Genomic DNA, 22,646 nt, shown 5'->3' with positions numbered 1-22,646 from the left:
TGAATAATTAATTACCTGATCCTTTTTTACGTGTTCCCACAGGGTGTAATTTATCGTAGTACCCCCCATCGCCACCTGCCGGTAAAAATGAATCATCTTGAGGTAGTGTAATAAAATTAACTGGCGTAAAAGATGCTCCACCTCCAGAGGCTCTTCTTGAAGTTTTAGTCTTTGGCGAATAGGCTGCTTCAAAAAAGACAGTGCTTTTAGAAACACCATTACCTGACTCTTCTGCGCCAAAATATACAAACATACCTACAGCTGCGACACTGTCTTGCTTTTTTAATGCAATGATAGACTCTAAAAAGAGTTGTAAATCTTCAACATTTGTAACTAGTGCACCTACGTTATCACGGTTATCAGAACCCAATTCTTTATTTATAAAGGCATATTGATTGTTGAGATAAGCCTCGTGCAATTGATCTGCCCGTTCTTTAGTGATAAGATTCTCTGGCTTTGCTACCTCTGTGTTTTTGATGCTTATACACGAGGTAAATAATACTGCGGTAAAAAAAATAACTGCGGAAGCTTTAATAATTTTCATAATAATTAGAATTAGTTGGTTAATAGCACATAATATACTCACTTTTAATAAGATATATCATAGCAACCTCGTGATAAACTCCTTTAAATTTCAATCACTTACTAGTATCAAAAGAGCAGCATTTTTTAAACGTAAAATTATCGTACCACCACTGTTCTGCAGGATTTCCGCCAGAATCTAAATAGAAACCCAGTCCTGAAGTATTCTGTATTAAATTATTAAACAATACTGCATCTGCCGCTGGAGTGGTAGTATTTGCACCAGATAAAACCCATTGTCCAAAACTATTTGAAGGTAATGCAGTAAGCGTTGCCAACTCCATAGGTACATTTATTTGTGTAGGTGGATCATTAGAAATCACTAAGGACGCCGTGTTTAAAACAAATGAAGCTAAAACTGTAGCTGTATTTATACTGGTTCCTTGATAAATAATTAATGAATTTGTAGTACCTACAGGGTTACTGCTGCCTCCAAAATATTCTACCTCATATTGAAGTTCACAACCCGCTGCGATTAAATTTGATGGAAATATGGTTTCAGTATATACATAAGAAGCACCACTACCATCTAAGGCCTGTAGTACATTACTACCATTTTTTGATACTATAGATATTCCTCTAGAGGCGATTCCCTGCCAATCTGGAGTATTTCCTAAGCTATCATTCTCAAAATCTGTAATACGTTCTAAGCTGTCTTCACAAATTATATAGGCACACTCCTCATCGTCTTTGCAGCTGTTTAATGCACTACTGATCATAATGAGTAAAACAAATAGTGAAACGAAGTTTTTTATAGTTTTCATAATCGTATATTTTTAATAAATCAAAGCCGCCGAAAGACGGCTTTGATTAAGGTTATTAATTGGGTTATTAATTGGGCTAATTAGAAGCAAATAACTTTAAATTCTGTTCTTCGGTTTATGGTATGCTCGGCTTCTGTGCATTGTACGCCATCTGCGCAGCTATTGAGAAGTTGTGTCTCTCCTGCTCCACGAGCAATTAAACGATCTCTAGAAATTCCTTTTGCCAGTAAATAATCTACTGTAGATTGAGCGCGTTTTTGAGAAAGCTCCTGGTTATAAGCATTGCTTCCGCGGGAGTCTGTATGCGATGACATTTCAACCTTGATTGTAGGATTATCTTGCATCAATTGAGCGACATAATCAAGATCTGGTCGAGCTGCAGGAAGTATGTCCCATTTATCTAAATTGAAAATAATATTGTCAAGACGTATTGCTTTTCCGCAGGGATCAACACACATTTCAAAATCTATAAATAGATCTGTATTTCTATCTGTGTTTATAGTATTAACTTCTGCTTTATTTGAGAAGTAACCATCTTTAGCTCCTTGAACCGAATACACAGAAGCTTGCTTTAAATAGAATATAAAGTTGCCATCTGTATCAGAAAGTGTATTTTTTTGTGATGGGCTTTTAGTATCTTTTAAGCTAATATCTACTCCCGGAATCCCTTCATTTTTATTACACTCTACAACGTTTCCTCTTAAAATAAAATTCTCATCTGTATAGATAATTTCCTTCTGAATACCTTTACCTTCCTTTTTACACATATCAAATTCGGCTTTAGCAATTGTAGTTTCCTCGAGATTTACTTCATACAGTTTTCCTTTAACCACATAATCTGAAGTAGCTACTTCCTGAAAAACAACAACACCATAGGAATTTGTAGTACCAGTCTGAGTAATAGTACCGTTAGCATCCTCAAGAACCACATCTGTATTTGTAAGTAATTGCTGCGTATACTTATCTCTCGCAGTTATAGTAACAGTACATCCACAAGTTGCGCAACAATGCGGTGTGTGATCTTCACCACATACGGGACATACGTCTGCTGCCTTTTTATTTCCGAAAGCTACAGTTATACCCGCAAAAACTCCAACCGAATAAATATCGCAGTCACAGGATTCGTCTCGAATGTTTAGTGCGTTTTGATCAACAGTATTGGTTCCTTGGTTTTCTATTACAGGATAATACCCGGCTGTTCTGTTATAAATAGGATCTAATTGCTCTTCTACATTAAAATGACGCAAATAATACGCTCCTGCATGTAAACCCAACCAGCTATTGACAAAGTAAATCGCTCTAATTTGCCCTTTAGCGCTTAATACATTTTTATCATCATAACCGGAATGAAAGTTTAGAACATCATTAATTATGGTATTCTCACGTAATTCTGTGCGTCCTCCCTTAATATTAGCGAGCCCTCCTCTCAAGTTCAACTCAGCGCTAAAGCGACCATTTTGGTTTACATATCTAAAACTGGGTCCTATACCATAAAAGAGTCGGTTTATTTTTTGTTCTGAAAGAGAAAAATCTGTTAAGGCTATGTTTCCCAAACTGAATAAATTATCTGTAGGATAGGTGCTCTCCGGTTTATTCCAGATATAGTCTGCATCTGCACCTATACCAAACCAATTCCAATAATAGTCTACGGAAAGACCCAGGTCTAAACCACCTTTGTAATCTATGTAAGGTGTGTTGTTTTCATAAGTTGGAAAATCATATCCAACCCGCGCATTAAATAACCACTGGTTATTGTGAATCTGCGCCTGACTGATAGTAGTTATTGCCAGTATAGCAATGAAAAGCAATTGTTTAAGTGAAGTTTTCATAAGTTGTTTTGTTAATTATACAGGTCAAAGATGCACCGCTAACTAACTAAAAACCAGACCCAATTGATTAACCGACTGTTTGAATACAGGAACGGTAATTCTAAAAACTTAATCAAACTATTAATGAATGTTTTGAGCGTTAAAGTAGATTTCCAATATAAGGCATAAAAAAAGCCGCTACTTTCGTAACGGCTTTACTTTATAATAGAAATTGAAAATTATCCTCCAAAATCATCAAAACGAATGTTTTCATCAGGGATACCAAAATCTTCACCCATTTTCTGAACTGCTTTGTTCATCAGTGGAGGTCCGCAGAAATATAATTCGATTTCTTCAGGGTCTTCGTGTTTACTTAAGTATTGTTCTATAACAGCATTATGTACAAAGCCGGTAAAACCATCTCCAGGGCTATCAATATCTGCCTTCACATTCCAATTGTCTTCTTCTAAAGGTTCAGATAATACCAGGTAAAACTTGAAGTTTTCAAACTCAGCCTCTAAATCACGGAAATGTTTCAGGTAGAAAAGCTCACGCTTAGAACGACCACCGTACCAATAAGTTACTTTACGACCTGTTTTTAAGGTTTTGAAAAGGTGATACAAATGCGAACGCATAGGTGCCATACCTGCTCCACCACCTACATAAAGCATTTCTGCTTCAGACTCGTTGATAAAGAACTCACCATAAGGACCAGAGATCGTTACCTTATCTCCTTTCTTTCTACTAAAGATATAAGAAGAAGCAATACCTGGATTAACATCCATCCAACCGCCTTTAGCACGATCAAAAGGTGGTGTTGCAATACGCACGTTCAACATAATTTCACGTCCTTCTGCAGGATATGAAGCCATTGAGTAGGCACGCTCTACTACTTCAGTATTTTTCATTACAAGTGGCCAAAGTTTAAACTTCTCCCACTCTTCTTTAAATTTATCAGGATCGCTATGCTCTTCTGGATGCGCAGTGATGTCCATATCGGAAAACTTGACTGTAGTTTCAGGTATTTCAATCTGAATGTATCCACCAGCTTTATAGTCCATATCCTCAGGGATTTCAACTACAAACTCCTTAATAAATGATGCTACGTTGTAATTACGTACAACAGTCGCTTCCCATTTTTTAATACCAAAAACCTCTTCTGGTATTGTGATATTCATATCTTGCTTCACTTTAACCTGGCACGCAAGACGTGCTCCAGAGGCTAATTCTTTACGTGTAAAGTGAGGGGTTTCTGTAGGTAATGCTTCACCACCACCTTCAAGTACGTGGCATTCACATTGAATGCATGTACCACCACCACCACATGCAGATGGTAAGAATATTTTTTTACCACCTAAAGTAGATAGCAGTGAGCTACCAGAATCTACTTCAACTTTCTTTTCACCATTAATAGTAATGGTTACGGGTCCTGATGGAGATAATTTTTCTTTTGCAAAAAGTAGCAAACCTACTAACACAATAGTCAAAACTAAAAAGGCTACTACCGTTGCCGCTATTACTCCTCCTGTACTTGCTGCTAAAAACATATTATTTGTTGTTTATTTCTTGAGAAACTTCAGCTAAAGGTACTTCAGCATCTGCTTCTGTGTTTTGAACTTCAACTTTTGCTACTTCATCAGTAGTTTCTGTTTTCTCATCTCCACCGGTAAGCATTCCTCCAAAACTCATAAAACCAATAGCCATAAGACCAGTAATTATAAAAGTTATACCTAAACCTCTTAAGGGAGCAGGTACATTAGAGTAACGTATTTTCTCACGTATAGCTGCAATTGCAAGAATTGCAAGGAACCAACCAATACCGGAAGATAAACCATAGTTAAAGGCAAGACCTAAAGTTTGAATATCTCTAGACTGCATAAATAATGACCCTCCTAAAATTGCACAGTTTACAGCAATAAGCGGTAAGAAAATCCCTAAAGAGGTATATAGTGCAGGGGCGAATTTCTCAACTACTATTTCTACCAACTGAACCATTGTTGCAATGGTTGCAATAAATAGGATAAAGGAAAGGAAACTTAAATCGTACGCTGCATATTCTTCTCCTAACCATTTTAAGGCTCCGGGACGCAATACATACTGATCTAATAACCAGTTCATAGGTACAGTAACTGCAAGTACAAAAATTACAGCAGCTCCAAGACCTACAGCTGTAGTAACTTTTTTAGATACAGCTAGATAAGAACACATTCCTAAGAACGTTGCAAATACCATGTTGTCAATGAAAATCGACTTAAAAAATAACTCTACGTGTTCCATTTTTTTTATATAAGAAGTTAGAATTGAGATAGAATCTCAAATCACAATCTTTAATTTTCTTCGATTAATGCACTGTTTCTAGAACGCTGAATCCAGATGATTATCCCTACAACAATTAGCGCCATTGGAGAAAGTAACATAAACCCATTATTCTCATAACCTATAGCGTAAAGACCGGTTTTAGCAATAGGATCTCCAAGAACTTTAAATCCTAATAAAGTACCAGAACCTAATAACTCTCTAAAAAATCCTACAATCACAAGAATTAGAGCATAACCTGCTGCGTTACCTATACCATCAAGAAAAGATCTCCAGGGTTTATTTCCTAAAGCGAAAGCTTCAAAACGACCCATAATGATACAGTTAGTGATAATAAGACCTACAAACACAGAAAGTGTTTTACTAAGTTCATATGCAAAAGCTTTAAGAACCTGATCAACTATAATAACTAAGGCAGCTACAACTACAAGCTGTACAATAATTCTAATTTTTGAAGGAATGATATTTCGCATAAGAGAAATAACAACGTTACCCATTGCTAATACAAACATTACTGAAAGTCCCATTACGATAGAAGCTTTCAATTGTGCAGTAATTGCTAATGCTGAACATATACCCAATACCTGAATTGTAATAGGGTTGTTATCTGCAAGAGGGTCTAAAAGTAATCCTCTATCTTTTTTAGATAATAATGCCATAATTATATTTTTAAGTCTTTTAGATAAGGGATGTATAATTTAACTGTGCTGTTGATCATCGCAGTAACTCCGTTTCCGGTGATTGTTGCACCAGCAAGAGCATCTACTTTACCATCATCTTTACGATCATTAAGCGGGTCGTTATTACCTTTTGCGACAGTAATCCCTTCAAATTGTGTCCCAGCCATAATCTCTTCACCGGTAAAGTCATCCATAAAATAGCGCTCTTTTATATTAGCACCAAGTCCTGGAGTTTCACCTTTGTGATCAAAATACACACCTTGAACTACATAATTTTCATCAAGAGCAACAAAACCCCAGATAGCATCCCAAAGACCTTTACCATATAATGGAATTATATAGTAATCTTTACCGTCTTTCTCACCTACAAATAAGGGAAGCTTACGCTCCTCACTGTCCTTAGCTAATTCACCTTTAAGATCAATTAAATAGGCTGCAGAATCTTTTGAGATTTTACCGTTTTGAATAACTAATTGCTCCTTAATATATTTACTAAACTCTGCTTCTACCTTTGCAGTAGGCACAAAGTTTACCGAACCTTCAACATTCTCATTTATGCCCATTGCATAAAGAATATTCTGTTGTTTTTCAAAACGCTCATTTTCAGTAATTGCAGGCTTCAGGCTTGATGCCGTAAAAGCAAGAAGTGAACCTACTACAAGCACCATCACTACTGCGAAGATGAGTGTGTAACTATTTTTATCTGTATTTGCCATTATTAAGCAGTTTTAAGTTTTAAACGTTTCATACGTTTTTTCACGTTTGCCTGTACTACGTAATGATCTATAGTAGGAGCAAAAACATTCATTAACAAGATTGCTAAAAATACTCCTTCAGGATAAGCCGGGTTAAATACACGAATCATAATTGAGAAAAACCCGATTAAGAAACCATACCAGTATTTACCGGTATTTGTCTGTGAACCCGATACAGGATCTGTAGCCATATATACAATACCAAAAGCAATACCTCCTATTATTAGGTGCTCCCAGAACGGCGTACTCATTAAACCGTAGAAGTTGCTTCCTTCAGTAATCCATCCCTGATCAACAACACCATTGAATATTAATCCCATAACCGCAGCACCTACTACAGCACTTAGGATAATTCTCCAGCTTGCAATCTTAGAAAACATAAGGAAAAGGCCTCCTATAATAATTAGAAAAGTTGAAGTCTCACCTACAGATCCCGGTATAAAACCAAAGAACTTATCTGAGAAATCATAAATAACTGAAGAATTCTGTGCATAAGCACCTAGAATAGTTTCTCCTGATATAGCATCTGGACCTCCAGCAGCTGCTTTAGCACCGTGAACCCATACCTGATCTCCACTCATCCAGGTAGGATAAGCAAAGAATAAGAAAGCTCTAATGGTAAGTGCAGGATTCAATATATTCATTCCTGTTCCTCCAAAAACTTCCTTACCTATTACAACACCAAAGATAACTGCGATCGCAAGCATCCATAGTGGAATATCTATAGGTACAATAAGTGGCACTAACATTCCGGTTACTAGATAACCTTCTTCTACCTCGTGCCCTTTAATAACTGCAAAAACAAATTCTACACCCAGACCTACCGCGTAAGAAACAATTACAAGTGGCAGAACCGTCCAGGCACCCATAATAAAGTTATCCCAGGTAAAAAAGTTACCAAACAAACTTGCTTCTCTTAGTACTCCCTGAGCAGCATCAACTGCCGCATAATGCTGATAACCCGCATTAAAAATACCCCAAACCAGAACCGGCAAAAGGGCTATAATAACCGTATTCATTGTACGCTTTAAGTCATCAACCGCTCTCACGTGACCACCACTGTGCGTAGTTTCATCTGGCGTATATAAAAATGTATGCAATGCATTAAATGCAGGTGCCATTTTTTTGCCTTTGAAATCTTCTTTAATTCCGTGTAATTTTTCTTTTAATCCCATTGCTATTATCCTATTTCTTCGTGCATTAAGTCAAGTCCTTTACGAATGATTGCTTGGTGTGGTTGTTTTGAAACACATACAAACTCGGTTAGCGCAAAATCCTCAGGAGCAACTTCATACATACCTAAAGCTTCCATAGCATCTAAATCCTGAACCATACAGGCTTTAAGTAATTGAAGCGGATATATATCCAGAGGAAAAACTTCCTCATAGTTTCCGGTTACCACAAAAGCTCTGTGCTCACCATTTGTATTTGTATCTAAATCGTACTTTTTATTTGGAAATAACCAAGAGAAGGTTAGCGCTCTTGATGAAGAAATTTTATTAAAAACAGGTTTATTCCATCCAAAAAATTCATAATCATTTCCTTCAGGAATCGCTACAAACTCAGTATGATAATACCCTAAATGCCCATCTGCATTAACTTGATCTCCGGTAAGAACGTTACCCGAAATCATACGCACATTATCACCATCAATACCTGCAGCATAAGCAAAAGTTGAAACCTCTGCTCCTATTTTTGTTTTATAATACTTAGGTGCTTTTATAGAAGATCCAGATACAGAAATGATACGTTCTGCATTAAACTTACCCGTTAAGAAAAGCTCACCCATAATAGCAAGGTTTTCTGGAGTAATCGTCCATACCGTTTCTCCTTTATTTACCGGTGACACCTTATTAATAAGAGTACCTACATTTCCACTTGGGTGCGGACCAGATACGGTATGCATCTGCACTTCACTCAATTTAGAAAAAACAGAATCAGAAACTTTAGCAACCCCCAAATGGATTTTACCTGAAGTTAATTTACTTAAAGCAGTAATTCCTGCCTGTAATGCAGCTTCTTTACCTTTTAAAATAAAATTATAATCAGGAGCTAAAGGAGCGCTATTGTGACCAGAAATAAAAATTGCAGTAGGCTCTGTTTGCGTACTTGCTATTACATCATAAGGACGTTGCTTAATGAAGGGCCAAAGACCAGATTCTAAAATTCGTTCTTTAATAGCCGCCGCACTCGCCGTATTTACATCTAGCACAGGTAACTCGCGCACGGTATCCCTACCATCGGCCTCTATCACAATACTTGTAATAACTCGCTTAGCGCCGCGTTTAATTTCTATAATTGTTCCACTCACCGGAGAAACAAATTTGATACTAGGGTCTTTCTTTGCGTAGAAAAGCGGTTCTCCTGCTTGTAGGGTAGCTCCTTCTTTAAAAAGCATCTTAGGAGTTACAAGATGAAAATCTGAAGGCTTGATCACATAGGTTCTTGACCGGGGTGCATCTGAGACAACACGCTCAGCCTCACCCACTAACTTAATATCAAGACCCTTTTTGATCTTAATGTCTTTTGACATAGGAAGTATATGTTAAAGTTCTTGTTAAACTCAACCCATTTTATGCTTGAATTGAGGTGTGCGAATTTACAAATTTTACATGCTCATAACACAAACTACGGGTTAAAAATATTCATAAATTGCCTGTATTTAACAATGTCTTACCAGTAAAGGCTTGCAATATGCACATTCGCTCCTTATTGAGATTGTTTACAAATAAGAAAATTATTTTGTTACATTTGACTAATATCTTGACCACCCCTGTATGAAAACGTTTTCGTTAGTAGTTGCTTTACTCATTTACAACTTGGCATTTGCTCAAAGTGTATCGGAAATAGCAGCTCCTCCTTTTATTAAGTCGGTACAATTTTACGGAAACACTGCGCAAAGTCAACTTCCACTCCTGCGCCTGGGTCAAACGTTAAATTTAAGTTTTGATGACATTATAGGGGACGAAGCTAATTACTATTATAGAATTACGCATTATAATTATGACTGGACACCTTCAGTACTTGTAAAGACCGAATACCTTAGAGGTATAGACGATGTGCGTATTTTTAATTATACCAATTCGGTAAGCACCCTACAACTGTATACACATTATGAGCTACAAATACCCAATAGCAATACCACAGCTCTTTTAAAATCTGGGAACTATCTTCTGGAAGTTTACAATGAAGAAGACGAGATTGTTTTTTCAAGAAAATTTATGATATATAATCCCCTAGTTTCTGTGGGTGTTGAAATTTTACGTACCCGTGATCTTGAGTTTATTGAAGAAAAACAGGTTGTAAATATTAATGTAGATCTTGGTGAATCTATTTTTGTTAATCCTGAAGAGAATATAAAGACATTACTCATACAGAATAATAATCTTAAGACCAGTATTACTAACATTAAGCCTCAATATAGTTTAGGCAATCAATTGCAATACCGCTATGATTCTGAAACTTCATTTTATGCCGGTAATGAATTTTTTGATTTTGATAATAAAGACATACGTGCTGCTACAAACCGAATTCAGTTTGTAGAGCTGTTAGATTTATATCATAATTACCTTTACGGAAATATTACTCGAGCAGAAACTGTGTACACCTACAATCCAGACCTCAACGGTAATTTTGCTATACGTACTTTACAGGGGGCAGACCCCAGAGTAAATGCTGAATATGCCTGGGTACATTTTAGCCTGCAACACCCTAAACGTCCCAAAGATGAAGCTATCTATATCTATGGAAACTTCAATAATTATACACTTGAGGAGAGCACAAAGATGATTTTTAATGAAAAATCGCAACGCTATGAACTCCCGCTCCTGCTGAAACAAGGTTACTACAACTATCAATACGTGGTTGCTAAAAATGGTAAAAAGCTCCCTAACAACCCTATAAGCGGTGATTTCTGGCAAACCGAAAATGAATATGAGGTTCTTATTTACTATAGAGCACCCGGCGCACGTTTTGATGAACTTGTAGGTGCAGGAAATGCATTATCTACCTCAATTTCTAATGTGAGGCGTAACTAAATATTGAGAAAATCAATATATATTTAGAACGTGAAACTAAAATTCTCCCTTTCATCAAGAAATAAGCTTCAGTATCGCGGTAACATCTGCTTAAATTGCGAGCGTACACTTAAAATAACGCATCAATTTTGCCCATACTGCGGTCAAATAAACTCTACTAAAAAATTATCGCTAAGTAATTATTTTGGTGAGTTTATATCCAGTATGATCAATTACGATTCGCGGATTAGATACACCCTGCAGGATTTACTTTTTAAACCGGGGAAAATAACATTACGGTACGTAAATGGCAAACGCCTAACATATGCAAACCCATTTCGCTTTTATCTAAGTATTAGTATCATCTATTTTTTACTTAGCGGTTTTTTAGATTTTATAATCCCAGAACGTAGCAATACTACCACAGAAGGTTTTGATTTGAAAGAAATGACATCTCAATTCAATAATGACGATTTTAAAATCGCTTTAGATTCTATTGAATATTACCGCGAGAATTATAATGAGCTTAAAGCTAAAGCAGACTCAACAGATACTGTAAATTTTTTATACACTCCAGAAAGCGAGATCAACCACAAAAGTTTTTACAGCCGTAATAAAGAGAAATTAATATTATTTAAAAATTTTGCCTCCACTACAGAAATTAAAAATTCGAGACAGGCACTAGACAGTTTAAGGTATGAAAAGAGCCGAATAAATATATGGCTTTACGACCGCAGTACTACCTACAATAAGATTCTTGAAGAGCCACTTGCATTTATATCTTATCTAACCAAAAAAATTCCTGTATATCTTTTTTTCTTTACACCCGTTTTTGCCTTATTTTTTGTTATTATCTATTTTAAAAGAGAATCATTTGCATCAGCTAAACTACGCATCAAAGGCACCTCTAATAAATTACTCAAAAACCTTATAAGCACTCCCTATCTAGGACCTGTAACTTTAAACATACTAGCCTTTTTAAGAAAACTATTTTATATTCATCGTGAACGTACTTATATAGAACATGTAATTTTTATTTTTCACGTGTTCACCTTCGTTTTTTTAGGCCTTTTATTGGCACTATTGCCCGATAGTTTCTTAGGACAAGAAGTATTCTCTTCATTATTTCTTGTATTTGTAGGCCCCGTATATTTTTATATCGCTTTAAAAAGATTTTACAGAGAGGGTCATCTAAGGACACTTACCAAGTTTTTATTTTTAAATATTGTATTTTTAATACTTTCAACATTTGCAGGGGTATTGTTTTTAATCGTAACCGCTGCAACCTATTAATACTTATGGTAGAACAAGTCACTAATGGCATACGCGTTTCTGTAGAAACCCATTTTGAAGGATCGTTTATTAAAAATAACGAAACCTTTTATGCATTTGGCTATCATGTAACTATTGCAAATTCGAGTAAAGATACCGTTCAACTTTTAAGCAGATCGTGGTTTATATTTGATGCACTCAATACTCCTGAGCGCGTTGTTGGCGAAGGCGTCATTGGTAAAAAACCCATTTTAAACCCACGAGAGTCTCACACCTATTCTTCCGGCTGTTTGTTAAAATCACCATTTGGCTCTATGCGCGGTCATTATATAATGATTAATTTTACTACTTCAGAACAATTTAAAGTAGAGATACCCTCTTTTAATCTCAACGCAATTCACATTCTTAATTAAAGCAGGCTTTTTAAATTAGAATCAACCTGTATAATTACTCAAATTCCTTAATACATATACCTAGTGCTTCCCTCTAATATTTTGTATCTTTCAAGCCTAAAAAATTGAATACGAATAAAATATTTAAGCATGTCTAAAGGATTTTTTGAAGTACCAGTAGCAATTAATGAGCCGGTTAAATCGTATGCACCGGGTTCACCAGAGCGTGAAGAAGTTTTAAAAACATATAAAAAACTCTATAATAGCAAAGTAACTGTTCCTATTTATATAAATGGAAATAAAATAGAGACCGGCACTACTAAGCCTATGTCTCCTCCCCACGATCATAAACATATATTAGGTGATTATCACCTTGCTGAAAAATCTCATATAGATGCAGCAATTGCAACAGCTTTAGAAGCACGTAAAAAATGGTCTCAAATGCCCTGGGAACACCGCGCAGCAATTTTTCTAAAAGCCGCTGAATTAATACAGGGGCCATATAGAGCTAAAATTAATGCAGCAACAATGCTTGCGCAATCAAAGAATATTTTTCAGGCAGAGATTGATGCTGCTTGTGAACTCATAGATTTCTTACGTTTTAACGTACAATATATGAGTGAGATTTACGCAGACCAACCAGAATCTTCATCAGCTGCCTGGAACCGTGTTGAATACCGCCCGCTAGAAGGTTTTGTGTATGCAATAACTCCTTTTAATTTTACGGCCATCGCGGGGAATTTACCGGCATCTGCAGCATTAATGGGTAATGTTGTTGTGTGGAAACCAAGTGATAGTCAGGTATATTCTGCCCAGGTTATAATGGAAGTTTTTGAAGAAGCCGGTGTACCTGCTGGAGTTATCAATATGGTAATGGGAGATCCTGTTATGATTACAGATACCGTTCTGGCAAGTCCTGACTTTGCAGGAATTCACTTTACAGGTTCTACACACGTATTTAAAGACATTTGGTCCAAAATAGGCACAAATATTCACAACTATAAAACGTATCCACGTATTGTAGGTGAGACAGGTGGTAAAGATTTTATTCTTGCGCACCATACTGCAAATCCTCAACAAGTATCAACAGCAATTGCTCGTGGTGCTTTTGAATTTCAAGGTCAAAAATGTAGTGCTGCTAGTCGTGTATATGTAGCAAAATCAATTTGGCCTGAAGTAAAAGATTCACTTTTAAATGATATCAAATCTTTTAAAATGGGCTCTCCTGAAGATATGAGCAATTTTATAACAGCTGTAATTCACGAAGCTTCCTTTGATAAATTAGCTAAATATATAGACCAGGCAAAAGCTGATGCTAATGCAGAGATAATTGCAGGTGGTAATTACGATAAGTCTAAAGGTTATTTTGTAGAACCTACTGTTATATTGACTAAAGATCCAAAGTATACAACTATGGAAACTGAACTTTTTGGTCCAGTTGTAACCATATATGTTTATGAAGATCAAGACTGGTCAGAAACCTTAAAACTTGTAGACAGTACTAGCGAATATGCACTTACCGGAGCTGTTTTAGCGACAGATCGTTATGCAATTACAGAAGCTACTCAGGCACTTCAAAATGCAGCCGGTAACTTCTATATTAATGACAAATGTACAGGGGCGGTTGTAGGTCAACAACCTTTTGGTGGTGCACGAGCATCGGGTACAAATGATAAGGCAGGTAGTGCTTTAAATTTATTAAGATGGGCATCTCCACGTTTAATTAAAGAAACATTTGTAACACCAGTTGATTACAGATATCCTTTTTTAGGCGAATAAATGAATCCTAAACTACTAAAAACTGCCATTTAACCGATGGCAGTTTTTTATTTTCCATTTTTTCAATGTTACCTTAATGTTATGTAAACATAAATTTAAGGTTAATTGAATAGTTTTTTCTACCTTTGTATTACAAAATATTAGGACTATGACGACTGAAGATAAGAAAATGTATGTTTTGAAAGTAAATTACTCTGTAATTGATGTATCAAAGAAAAAAAGTAAGCGAAAAATAACGCGTAAAAAAGAAAAATTATACTTAGTAAAAGACCCTGATACCATAGAGGAAAAACTAAGAGAATTAGAAGATACCTTACTCGAAATCGAATCTGATCATAAAACAACATTGATCGAAAAAGCTCAGGATTTACTTAAGAGATTTGGTAACCGTTGCAATACAACATACTATAGTATGCTACGCACATAAAACAAAAAAGCGACTTTTAATAAGTCGCTTTTTTGTTAACCTTTAAATTTAAGTGGTAAATGCACCACTTTTTTAGTATCAAAGAATTCTTCTTCAAAATAATCTTTAAGGTCAAAAATCTTTGCAGTCGTATAGAGACTCAATTCTTCAGAAAGATCACCACCTTTAAGATAAAGAATTCCATTTTTTAATTGGTGCTCACTCTTTTTTGCAATCTTACCTTTTACCCAATGTACAAAGGTTTCCATCTGCGCCACGGCTCTACTCACGATAAAATCATACTGCCCGTCAATATTTTCAACACGATCATTAGTAATTTTGACATTAGTAAGTCCTAGTCCGGCACTAACTTCTTCTACTACTTTTATTTTTTTACCTATACTATCAACGAGATGAAATTGTGTTTCGGGGAAAAGAATTGCTAATGGAATTCCGGGAAAACCACCGCCCGTTCCTACATCTAAAATTGATGCTCCGGGATTAAATTTTTGAACCTTAGCAATACCCAAAGAATGCAACACATGCCTAAGATAAATTTCATCTATATCTTTACGAGAAACCACGTTGATTTTGAGGTTCCAGTCCTGATACAATTCATTTAATTTTTTAAACTGAAGGATCTGATTTTCATCGAGATCTGAAAAATATTTGTCTACAAGAATCATAATCAACTTTTATCGCAACAAAATTAGGTTTTACAGCGTTAAATTACGGTATTAACAGGCCTTAAAAAGATATAAATCTTATTTTTGATGTTGCGATGTTTAGAGCTTGTTTAAGTTGCTTTACTTTATGCAGATAGATTATGAAAAATTCTAAAACAATAAAATTTTCACGAGTAGATTCAGCTAACTTTTTTAGAACACTGAATAAACGTGTAAACACCTATTTTAAAGAAAATAATGTAGAACGTACCGGTAACTGGAAGTTATTTATAAAGACCGCGGTTATGTTTTCATTATTTCTGGCTCCCTATTTTTTACTGCTTACACTAGACCTTCCGGGATGGTCACAACTGTTACTTACCATAGTGATGGGTGTGGGTATGGCTGGAGTAGGTATGAATGTAATGCACGATGGGAATCACGGTTCTTTCTCAAAGAAAAAATGGGTTAATAAAATAATGGGCGGAAGTATCTATATACTTGCCGGTAACGTTTACAACTGGCAAGTACAACACAACGTACTACACCATACCTATACAAACATACACGGTCACGATGAAGATCTTGAAGCCGGAAGAATTTTAAGATTCTCAAAACATGCTCCGTGGTATAAGCATCACCGTTTTCAGCATTATTATTCAATATTACTTTATGGGTTGTTAACCTTTAACTGGGCGATTACTACAGATTTTCTACAGATGAAACGTTATCTAAAACGTAAATTATCGTACGGTGAATTTCCCAATCCTAAAGTGGAATGGACTAAACTTGTGATTACTAAGATTATTTATGTAAGTATCTGGATTGTTCTGCCGCTTATTATTTTAGATCTGGCCTGGTGGAAAGTTCTAATGGGCTTCTTTATTATGCATTATACCGCAGGCGTAATTTTAAGTATGGTATTTCAGCTAGCGCATGTTATTGAAGAGGCAGATATGCCCCTTCCAGACAATTCTGGTACTATGAAAAATACGTGGGCCATTCATCAGTTATTTACAACAGTTAATTTTTCAACTAAAAATAGAATTGTAAACTGGTTTACGGGAGGTCTTAACCATCAGGTTGAACATCATATTTTTCCGCATATAAGCCATATACACTACACAAAGATTTCTAAAATAGTTAGAGAAACTGCAAAGGAGTTTAATTTACCGTATAACGAGTATAAAACAACACGTAAAGCAGTTATTGCTCATTTTAAATATTTAAAGGAGATGGGTACGCAACCTAATCTTCAATCAGCCTAATCTTAAATTATTTAATGGAAACAATTACCAATCAATTATCTGATCGTATTAATAACCTGGCCACTTCTGCTACACTTGCAATGGCTGCAAAAGCTCGCGAATTAAAAGCCGAAGGAAAAGATATTATAGGTTTAAGCCTGGGGGAACCAGACTTTAATACTCCAGATTTTATTAAAGATGCCGCGATACAGGCTATAAATGATAACTATAACAGTTATTCACCTGTTGATGGTTATGTTGAATTAAAAGATGCTGTAATTACAAAATTTAAGCGCGATAATAATCTTACTTATGATCGTTCTCAAATCGTAGTCTCTACCGGTGCTAAACAATCGCTTTATAATATTGCTCAAGTTTGTTTAAATCCTGGTGATGAAGTTATTTTACCTTGCCCATACTGGGTTAGTTATGCAGATATTGTACAACTGGCAGAAGGAGTTCCTGTTGAAGTACAAACTTCTATGGATACTGATTTTAAAATGACTCCAGAACAACTGGAAGCTGCTATTACCCCAAAAACAAAAATGCTTTGGTACAGCTCTCCTTGTAATCCTAGTGGCTCTATTTATAGTGAGGCAGAATTGCGCGCTCTTGCAGATGTACTTCAGAAATACCCTCAAATAGTTGTTGTAAGTGACGAAATTTATGAGCATATAAATTATGTAGGCGGTCATGCAAGTATGGCGCAATTTGATGATATGTTTGACCGTACCGTTACTGTAAATGGTGTTGCTAAAGCATTTGCAATGACCGGGTGGAGAATAGGCTACATAGGCGCTCCTACATACATTGCACGAGCTTGTAATAAAATACAAGGACAAGTTACCAGTGGTGCAAACTGTATTGCTCAACGCGCGGTAATCACAGCTCTTGAAGCTCCTGTAAGTAAGATACAGTATATGGTAGATGAGTTTAAAGAACGTAGAAAACTTATTCTAGGTTTACTAAGCGAGATCCCGGGCTTTGAATGTAATGAGCCAGAAGGTGCCTTCTATGTTTTTCCAAATGTGTCTGAATACTTCGGAAAAACATTAAATGGATCTAAGATTGAAAATGCTTCAGAGTTTGCTTTATATCTTTTAGAAGCAGCAAATGTTGCTACTGTGACCGGTGAAGCTTTTGGTAATCCTAATTGTATACGTATATCTTATGCTGCAAGTCAGGAACAAATTATTGAAGCCATGGCTCGTATTAAAAAAGCTGTTTCTTAATCTGAAAACATAATAATACCTATAAAAAAAAGCGACCATTTCTGGTCGCTTTTTTATTTCATATATGCAAATTCTTACATTTTTGGAAGAAGTACAGTGTCAATTACGTGAATCACACCGTTTGATTGATTTACATCAGCGATAGTTACTGTAGCAACGTTACCAGCTTGATCTTTAATCTTTACTTTTCCATCAACAACCATACCTGTTAAGGTTTGACCATTTACTGTGGTCCACTCTGCCATACCGTTTCCTTTCTCGATATCATTCATAATATCTTTTGCAGAATGCTTACCAGCAATAACGTGATACGTTAAAACACCTTGTAAAGCAGCTTTGTTTTCTGGTTTTAATAAGGTTTCAACAGTACCTTCTGGTAAATTATTGAAAGCATCGTTTACAGGAGCTAATACTGTAAAAGGACCTTCACTTTGTAATGTTTCAACTAAATCAGCAGCAGTTACAGCAGCCACAAGAGTCGTATGGTCTTTAGAATTAACCGCATTTTCTACGATATTTTTTGTAGGATACATCTCAGCGCCACCTACCATTTTTGTGTCTTGAGCAGTTGCTAAAGCACCTACAGCCATAAAGGCTACCATAATCATCTTAGTAATTGAATTAATCTTTTTCATAATATGTAAAGTTTTTTTAGTTACAGTACACTTACGATGGTAAGACAAGATTCGGTTTTTAAAAACGTATTCTTTAAGACATTATTAACTTTCTACGCTAATTGGGTCAAATCTTTTTTAAGGTGATTTATTATCATATCTGCGTGAACCCTAGTGTTTTCAATAAAAAGTTTGCTGGTTTTCATACCACTATTAATTACACCCGCTACAAAAACATTTTTAAGTGGAGTTTCCAAAGTTTCAGAGTTATGAATAGGTTTTTTAGCGTTCTCCTCATCGATAGGAAGACCTAGCTTTTCAAATAAACTATAATCTGGTGTATAGCCTATCATCGCTAAAACAAAATCATTTTCAATTTCTATTGCTCCATCGGGAGTATCTAAAATGACACTATGTGGTTTTATTTCTTTTACTGAAGTTTCAAAGTAGGCTTTAATAGAACCTTCTTTTATTCGGTTTTCAATATTTGGTTTAATCCAGTATTTAGTTTTAGGATAAATCTCATTACCGCGTATCGCCATAGTTACCTCAGCCCCTTTGTAAAAAGTCTCTAATGCTACATCACAGGCAGAATTTGCAGCACCAATTACGAGCACTTTTTGATTAACATAAGGATGCGGACTATCGTAAAAATGCTTCACCTTAGGCAAATCTTCTCCGGGTACATTTAATTTACGTGCCGTATCATAAAAACCGGTAGAAACTATCACAGCTTTAGTTAAAAACTGTTCTTTAGGTGTGTCTATTACATACCCTTCTGTTTTTTTAGTCATTGACTGTACAGGAGTATATAGCATTACATTGAGCTTCCAGCTCTCGTAAACTCTTCTGTAATATTCTAATGCTTCTTTACGCGTAGGTTTATCATTATGCGCCACAAAGGGAACATCTCCTATTTCAAGTAGATTAGAAGTGGAGAAAAAAGTCATATTCTCAGGAAAATTATACAGCGAATTAACCAGAACTCCTTTTTCTAAAATACAATAGTTTAATCCTGCTTTGGCAGCAGAAATACCGCAGGCAAGACCTATAGGTCCGGCACCTACTATTATTAAATCGTAATTTTTCAAATCATTTTTTTTTGGTCGAATTAAAAAGAATCGCCTTTTAATTCTATTACACGAACTATGGAAGATATAACGTACAATAACTACGCTCACTAAAATCTTTCACACACTGCAAAGTTAACCGATACTAGCGGTTACGCCAAAAGAACGGCGTAAAGAGAATGAGCACTGTAAAGAGTTCTAACCTGCCTATCATCATTAGAAAAGCACACCACCACTTCCCTACTGCAGGAAGCGCATCAAAGTTATTTACGGGACTTAAAAGGCCAAAGGCAGGCCCCACGTTACCTAGCGATGATGCAGAACCACCAAGTGATGTCGCAAAATCAAGCCCCATAGATGCAAGACCACAAGCCCCAATTATCCAGGCAAGAAGATAAAGAATAAAAAAGCCCAGAATATTAAAAACAATTTCTTTAGAAACCGATTTACCATTATGTCTTACCGGTAAAATGGCATTAGGATGTAGCGTACGCTTAAATTCAAGAATCCCATTGCGTATAATCATTAAATGCCGAACCACTTTAATACCTCCTGAAGTCGAACCTGCCGAACCGCCTAAAAACATCAACCCGAAAAAAATCATTGTTGCAAATGGTGCCCACATGGTGAAATCTGCAGATACAAAGCCAGTTGTTGTAATTACTGAAATTACCTGAAAAAGACCATGTCGTATCGCACTCTCATATCTACCCCAAACCATAGGATGATCTATTGAAGAAATCGAAACATCTGCACGTATGATAATAATTAATACCACGAGAATGGTAAATCCTACCGTAAAAGCCGTGTATAATTTAAACTCTTCATCTTTCCAAACATTGCGCAACTTACCCTTAAATGCAAAGTAGCTTAGTACAAAATTTGTACCTGCTAAAAACATAAATAGGATTATAATATATTGTACTGCAGGGTTATCGTTCCAATAGGCGACACTTGCATTTTTTGTACTAAAACCACCTGTTGATAACGTACTCATCGCGTGGTTTATCGCATCTAAAAAAGACATACCTGCAATCTGTAACAGAATAGTTTCTGCTACCGTATAACCAAAGTAAATCAACCATTATCGCTTTGCTGTATCGGTTATTCTAGGATGTAACTTATCTGCATTGGGGCCGGGAGCTTCGGCTGCAAAAAGTTGCATTCCGCCTATACCTAAAAGAGGTAAAATTGCAATTGCGAGAACAATAATACCCATACCCCCTATCCAGTGTGTGGTACTACGCCAGAAAAGAATTCCGTTAGGTATTGCTTCAATATCATTTAATATAGAAGCACCCGTGGTAGTATATCCACTCATCGTCTCAAAAAACGCATTTGTAAATGATGGGATAGAGCCTGTAAATAAATAGGGTAAACAACCACTTAAGGACATAAAAATCCATCCAAATGTAACTACAATATACCCTTCTCGCTTTTGTAAAACTTTCTCGTGATCTTTTGTAAAAAACATAAGAGCGAGACCGGTTAGTAATGTGAGCAATCCTGCTGATATAATTCCTAAGGCGATAGAAATATCGTCATAGAAATATCCTATTATCGCAGAAATCAACATAAAGCCACCATTAAATAGCAGCAATACTCCCATTAAATGAAATATAATTTTGTAATTAAGTCTGGGTCTGTTTGGCATCTCGTTATATAAACATACGTTCTACTTTATTAATAGAGCGCAACAAGCAACACACTACAATACGATCACCTACATTAATGGTGTGATCCCCCAGGGCTATAATTCCACGGCCTTCACGCACTATACCACCTATAGTTGCAGACCTGGGAAAATCAAGATCTCTAATACGTTTACCTATTACCTGTGAGTTAGGTTTAGCAATAAACTCAAGTAACTCGGCATTCATATTGTTAAGCTTAGTCATCGCTACAACATCTCCTTTACGTATGTATCTAAAGATATTGTTAGCTGCTAACAGCTTCTTATTTATAAGTGTATCTATACCTATACTGTGAGAAAGCTGAAAATAATCCATATTCTCAACAAGTGCGATTGTTTTCTTTACACTTTTAGATTTTGCTACCAAACATGACATGATATTGGTTTCGCTATTTCCGGTTACGGCAATGAAAGCGTCCATATCATAAATATTCTCTTCTTCCAGCAGTTCTACATTTCTTCCATCGCCGTGTATTACGAGTGTTTTAGGAAGTTTTTCTGCAAGATCAAAAGCTTTATCATTGTCTTTCTCAACTAATTTAACGTGAAAATTGTGAGAACATAAATCACGGGCAGTCTTATAGCCTATTTTACTTCCTCCTAATATCATCACATTTTTTATGCGCTGTTTTACTTTACCGGTGAGCTTGTATAATTCATCAACACCACCTTTTACGGTCATAAAATAAACCTGATCACCTTCTTTAAAAATCGTATCACCTCTGGGAATCAAAGTATATTGAGTACCCTCGCGCTGAATTGCAATAGGCATAAAATGCAATTCAGGAAAAATAAGAGCGGCCTCTTTAACGCTTTTACCTACAAATGATGCGGTACGGCTTAATGAGGTTCCTACCATAGTAAGTGCCCCATTCTCAAACTCATAGCTATCGTTAAATGCAGATTGATTAAGAAGTAATTCAATTTCTGAAGCTGCAAGGCTCTCTGGAGAAATAAGTTCATCAATGCCAAACTTCTTAAAACCTGCAACTTCCTGATTTTCTATAAATTCTGTATTAGAAATACGAGCTATGGTGCGTTTTGCGCCCATTTGTTTTGCTAAAACGCAAACGGTAATATTTGTAGTTTCACTAGCGGTAACCGCTATTATAAGATCTGTATTCTCTATGCGTGCCTCTTTTAAAGTGGCAATAGAAGTTGTATCGCCGCGAATGGTACGTATGTCGAGATGTGTATCTGCATAGGCGATACTTTCTTTATCTATATCTATAAGTGTGATGTCCTGTGATTCAAAAGAGAGAAGTTTAGCTAAATGAAAACCAACTTCCCCGGCACCAGCAATAACAATCTTCATATTTTATTTTAAGGTAAAACCTTGCAAAGGTACGTGTTTT

At 36.0% G+C, this 22,646-nt stretch carries 20 protein-coding genes and 1 pseudogene; 7 read left to right on the top strand and 14 right to left on the bottom strand.

The genetic code is table 11. The annotated features are described in order from the left end of the window. Positions 1-7 precede the first annotated feature (7 nt). The 9 genes from P164_RS00845 to P164_RS00805 form a co-directional block, all read right to left on the bottom strand. Positions 8-544 (bottom strand): hypothetical protein, encoded by a 537-nt coding sequence (locus tag P164_RS00845; protein WP_028374595.1) that lies wholly within the window; start codon positions 542-544, stop codon positions 8-10. A 94-nt stretch (positions 545-638) separates the two neighbouring features. Continuing rightward, the gene (locus P164_RS00840; protein WP_028374594.1) at positions 639-1,346 is read right to left on the bottom strand and encodes a hypothetical protein; all 708 of its coding nucleotides are present in this window, start codon (positions 1,344-1,346) and stop codon (positions 639-641) included. Positions 1,347-1,426: 80 nt separating this feature from the next. After that, on the bottom strand, positions 1,427-3,175 hold the full coding sequence (locus P164_RS00835) for an OmpA family protein (protein WP_028374593.1): 1,749 nt from the start codon (positions 3,173-3,175) through the stop codon (positions 1,427-1,429). Between the two features lie 218 nt (positions 3,176-3,393). Then, positions 3,394-4,701: an NADH:ubiquinone reductase (Na(+)-transporting) subunit F gene (gene nqrF / locus P164_RS00830; protein ID WP_028374592.1), complete on the bottom strand. Its 1,308-nt coding sequence runs from the start codon at positions 4,699-4,701 to the stop codon at positions 3,394-3,396. Position 4,702: 1 nt separating this feature from the next. After that, a complete protein-coding gene (gene nqrE / locus P164_RS00825; protein WP_028374591.1) occupies positions 4,703-5,431 on the bottom strand; it encodes an NADH:ubiquinone reductase (Na(+)-transporting) subunit E in 729 nt (242 codons plus the stop codon). 50 nt (positions 5,432-5,481) lie between these two features. Further along, positions 5,482-6,129 (bottom strand): NADH:ubiquinone reductase (Na(+)-transporting) subunit D, encoded by a 648-nt coding sequence (locus P164_RS00820; protein WP_028374590.1) that lies wholly within the window; start codon positions 6,127-6,129, stop codon positions 5,482-5,484. Positions 6,130-6,131: 2 nt separating this feature from the next. Next, positions 6,132-6,866 (bottom strand): Na(+)-translocating NADH-quinone reductase subunit C, encoded by a 735-nt coding sequence (locus P164_RS00815; RefSeq protein WP_028374589.1) that lies wholly within the window; start codon positions 6,864-6,866, stop codon positions 6,132-6,134. Positions 6,867-6,868: 2 nt separating this feature from the next. Further along, the gene (locus tag P164_RS00810) at positions 6,869-8,080 is read right to left on the bottom strand and encodes an NADH:ubiquinone reductase (Na(+)-transporting) subunit B (RefSeq protein WP_028374588.1); all 1,212 of its coding nucleotides are present in this window, start codon (positions 8,078-8,080) and stop codon (positions 6,869-6,871) included. A 5-nt stretch (positions 8,081-8,085) separates the two neighbouring features. After that, a complete protein-coding gene (locus P164_RS00805; protein WP_028374587.1) occupies positions 8,086-9,438 on the bottom strand; it encodes a Na(+)-translocating NADH-quinone reductase subunit A in 1,353 nt (450 codons plus the stop codon). A 244-nt stretch (positions 9,439-9,682) separates the two neighbouring features. Between P164_RS00805 and P164_RS00800 the strand changes: the two genes are divergently transcribed. From P164_RS00800 to P164_RS00780, 5 genes are all read left to right on the top strand, one after another. Then, on the top strand, positions 9,683-10,942 hold the full coding sequence (locus tag P164_RS00800) for a DUF5103 domain-containing protein (protein ID WP_028374586.1): 1,260 nt from the start codon (positions 9,683-9,685) through the stop codon (positions 10,940-10,942). A 30-nt stretch (positions 10,943-10,972) separates the two neighbouring features. Beyond that, complete coding sequence (locus P164_RS00795; protein ID WP_125411730.1) at positions 10,973-12,214, top strand: DUF3667 domain-containing protein; 1,242 nt, start codon at positions 10,973-10,975, stop codon at positions 12,212-12,214. A 5-nt stretch (positions 12,215-12,219) separates the two neighbouring features. Next, the gene (gene apaG / locus P164_RS00790) at positions 12,220-12,606 is read left to right on the top strand and encodes a Co2+/Mg2+ efflux protein ApaG (RefSeq protein WP_028374584.1); all 387 of its coding nucleotides are present in this window, start codon (positions 12,220-12,222) and stop codon (positions 12,604-12,606) included. A 129-nt stretch (positions 12,607-12,735) separates the two neighbouring features. Next, on the top strand, positions 12,736-14,364 hold the full coding sequence (gene pruA, locus P164_RS00785) for an L-glutamate gamma-semialdehyde dehydrogenase (protein ID WP_028374583.1): 1,629 nt from the start codon (positions 12,736-12,738) through the stop codon (positions 14,362-14,364). Positions 14,365-14,512: 148 nt separating this feature from the next. Then, positions 14,513-14,791, top strand: coding sequence for a hypothetical protein (locus P164_RS00780; protein WP_028374582.1), 279 nt, complete (start codon positions 14,513-14,515; stop codon positions 14,789-14,791). A gap of 35 nt (positions 14,792-14,826) precedes the next feature. On the opposite strand, the gene rsmG is transcribed toward P164_RS00780, so the two are convergent. Beyond that, positions 14,827-15,456, bottom strand: coding sequence for a 16S rRNA (guanine(527)-N(7))-methyltransferase RsmG (gene rsmG, locus P164_RS00775; RefSeq protein WP_028374581.1), 630 nt, complete (start codon positions 15,454-15,456; stop codon positions 14,827-14,829). A 140-nt stretch (positions 15,457-15,596) separates the two neighbouring features. Between rsmG and P164_RS00770 the strand changes: the two genes are divergently transcribed. Both P164_RS00770 and P164_RS00765 read left to right on the top strand, forming a co-directional pair. Further along, entirely contained in the window at positions 15,597-16,703 is a 1,107-nt protein-coding gene (locus tag P164_RS00770; protein ID WP_028374580.1) for a fatty acid desaturase family protein, read from the top strand. 14 nt (positions 16,704-16,717) lie between these two features. Further along, positions 16,718-17,914, top strand: coding sequence for a pyridoxal phosphate-dependent aminotransferase (locus P164_RS00765; protein WP_410503380.1), 1,197 nt, complete (start codon positions 16,718-16,720; stop codon positions 17,912-17,914). A gap of 74 nt (positions 17,915-17,988) precedes the next feature. Here P164_RS00765 and P164_RS00760 read toward each other — a convergent pair whose 3' ends face one another. From P164_RS00760 to trkA, 4 genes and pseudogenes are all read right to left on the bottom strand, one after another. Next, entirely contained in the window at positions 17,989-18,522 is a 534-nt protein-coding gene (locus P164_RS00760; protein WP_234405835.1) for a fasciclin domain-containing protein, read from the bottom strand. Positions 18,523-18,641: 119 nt separating this feature from the next. Continuing rightward, on the bottom strand, positions 18,642-19,619 hold the full coding sequence (locus tag P164_RS00755) for a YpdA family putative bacillithiol disulfide reductase (RefSeq protein WP_028374577.1): 978 nt from the start codon (positions 19,617-19,619) through the stop codon (positions 18,642-18,644). 124 nt (positions 19,620-19,743) lie between these two features. Next, positions 19,744-21,207 (bottom strand): annotated as a pseudogene (locus P164_RS00750) (TrkH family potassium uptake protein). 49 nt (positions 21,208-21,256) lie between these two features. After that, entirely contained in the window at positions 21,257-22,606 is a 1,350-nt protein-coding gene (gene trkA, locus P164_RS00745; protein WP_028374576.1) for a Trk system potassium transporter TrkA, read from the bottom strand. Between the last annotated feature and the right edge of the window lie 40 nt (positions 22,607-22,646).

The sequence above is a fragment of the Leeuwenhoekiella sp. MAR_2009_132 genome (genome assembly GCF_000687915.1).
Taxonomy (GTDB): domain Bacteria; phylum Bacteroidota; class Bacteroidia; order Flavobacteriales; family Flavobacteriaceae; genus Leeuwenhoekiella.
The sequence above is the reverse complement of the archived record's forward strand: the minus strand, read 5'-3'. Positions and strand labels throughout refer to the sequence as shown.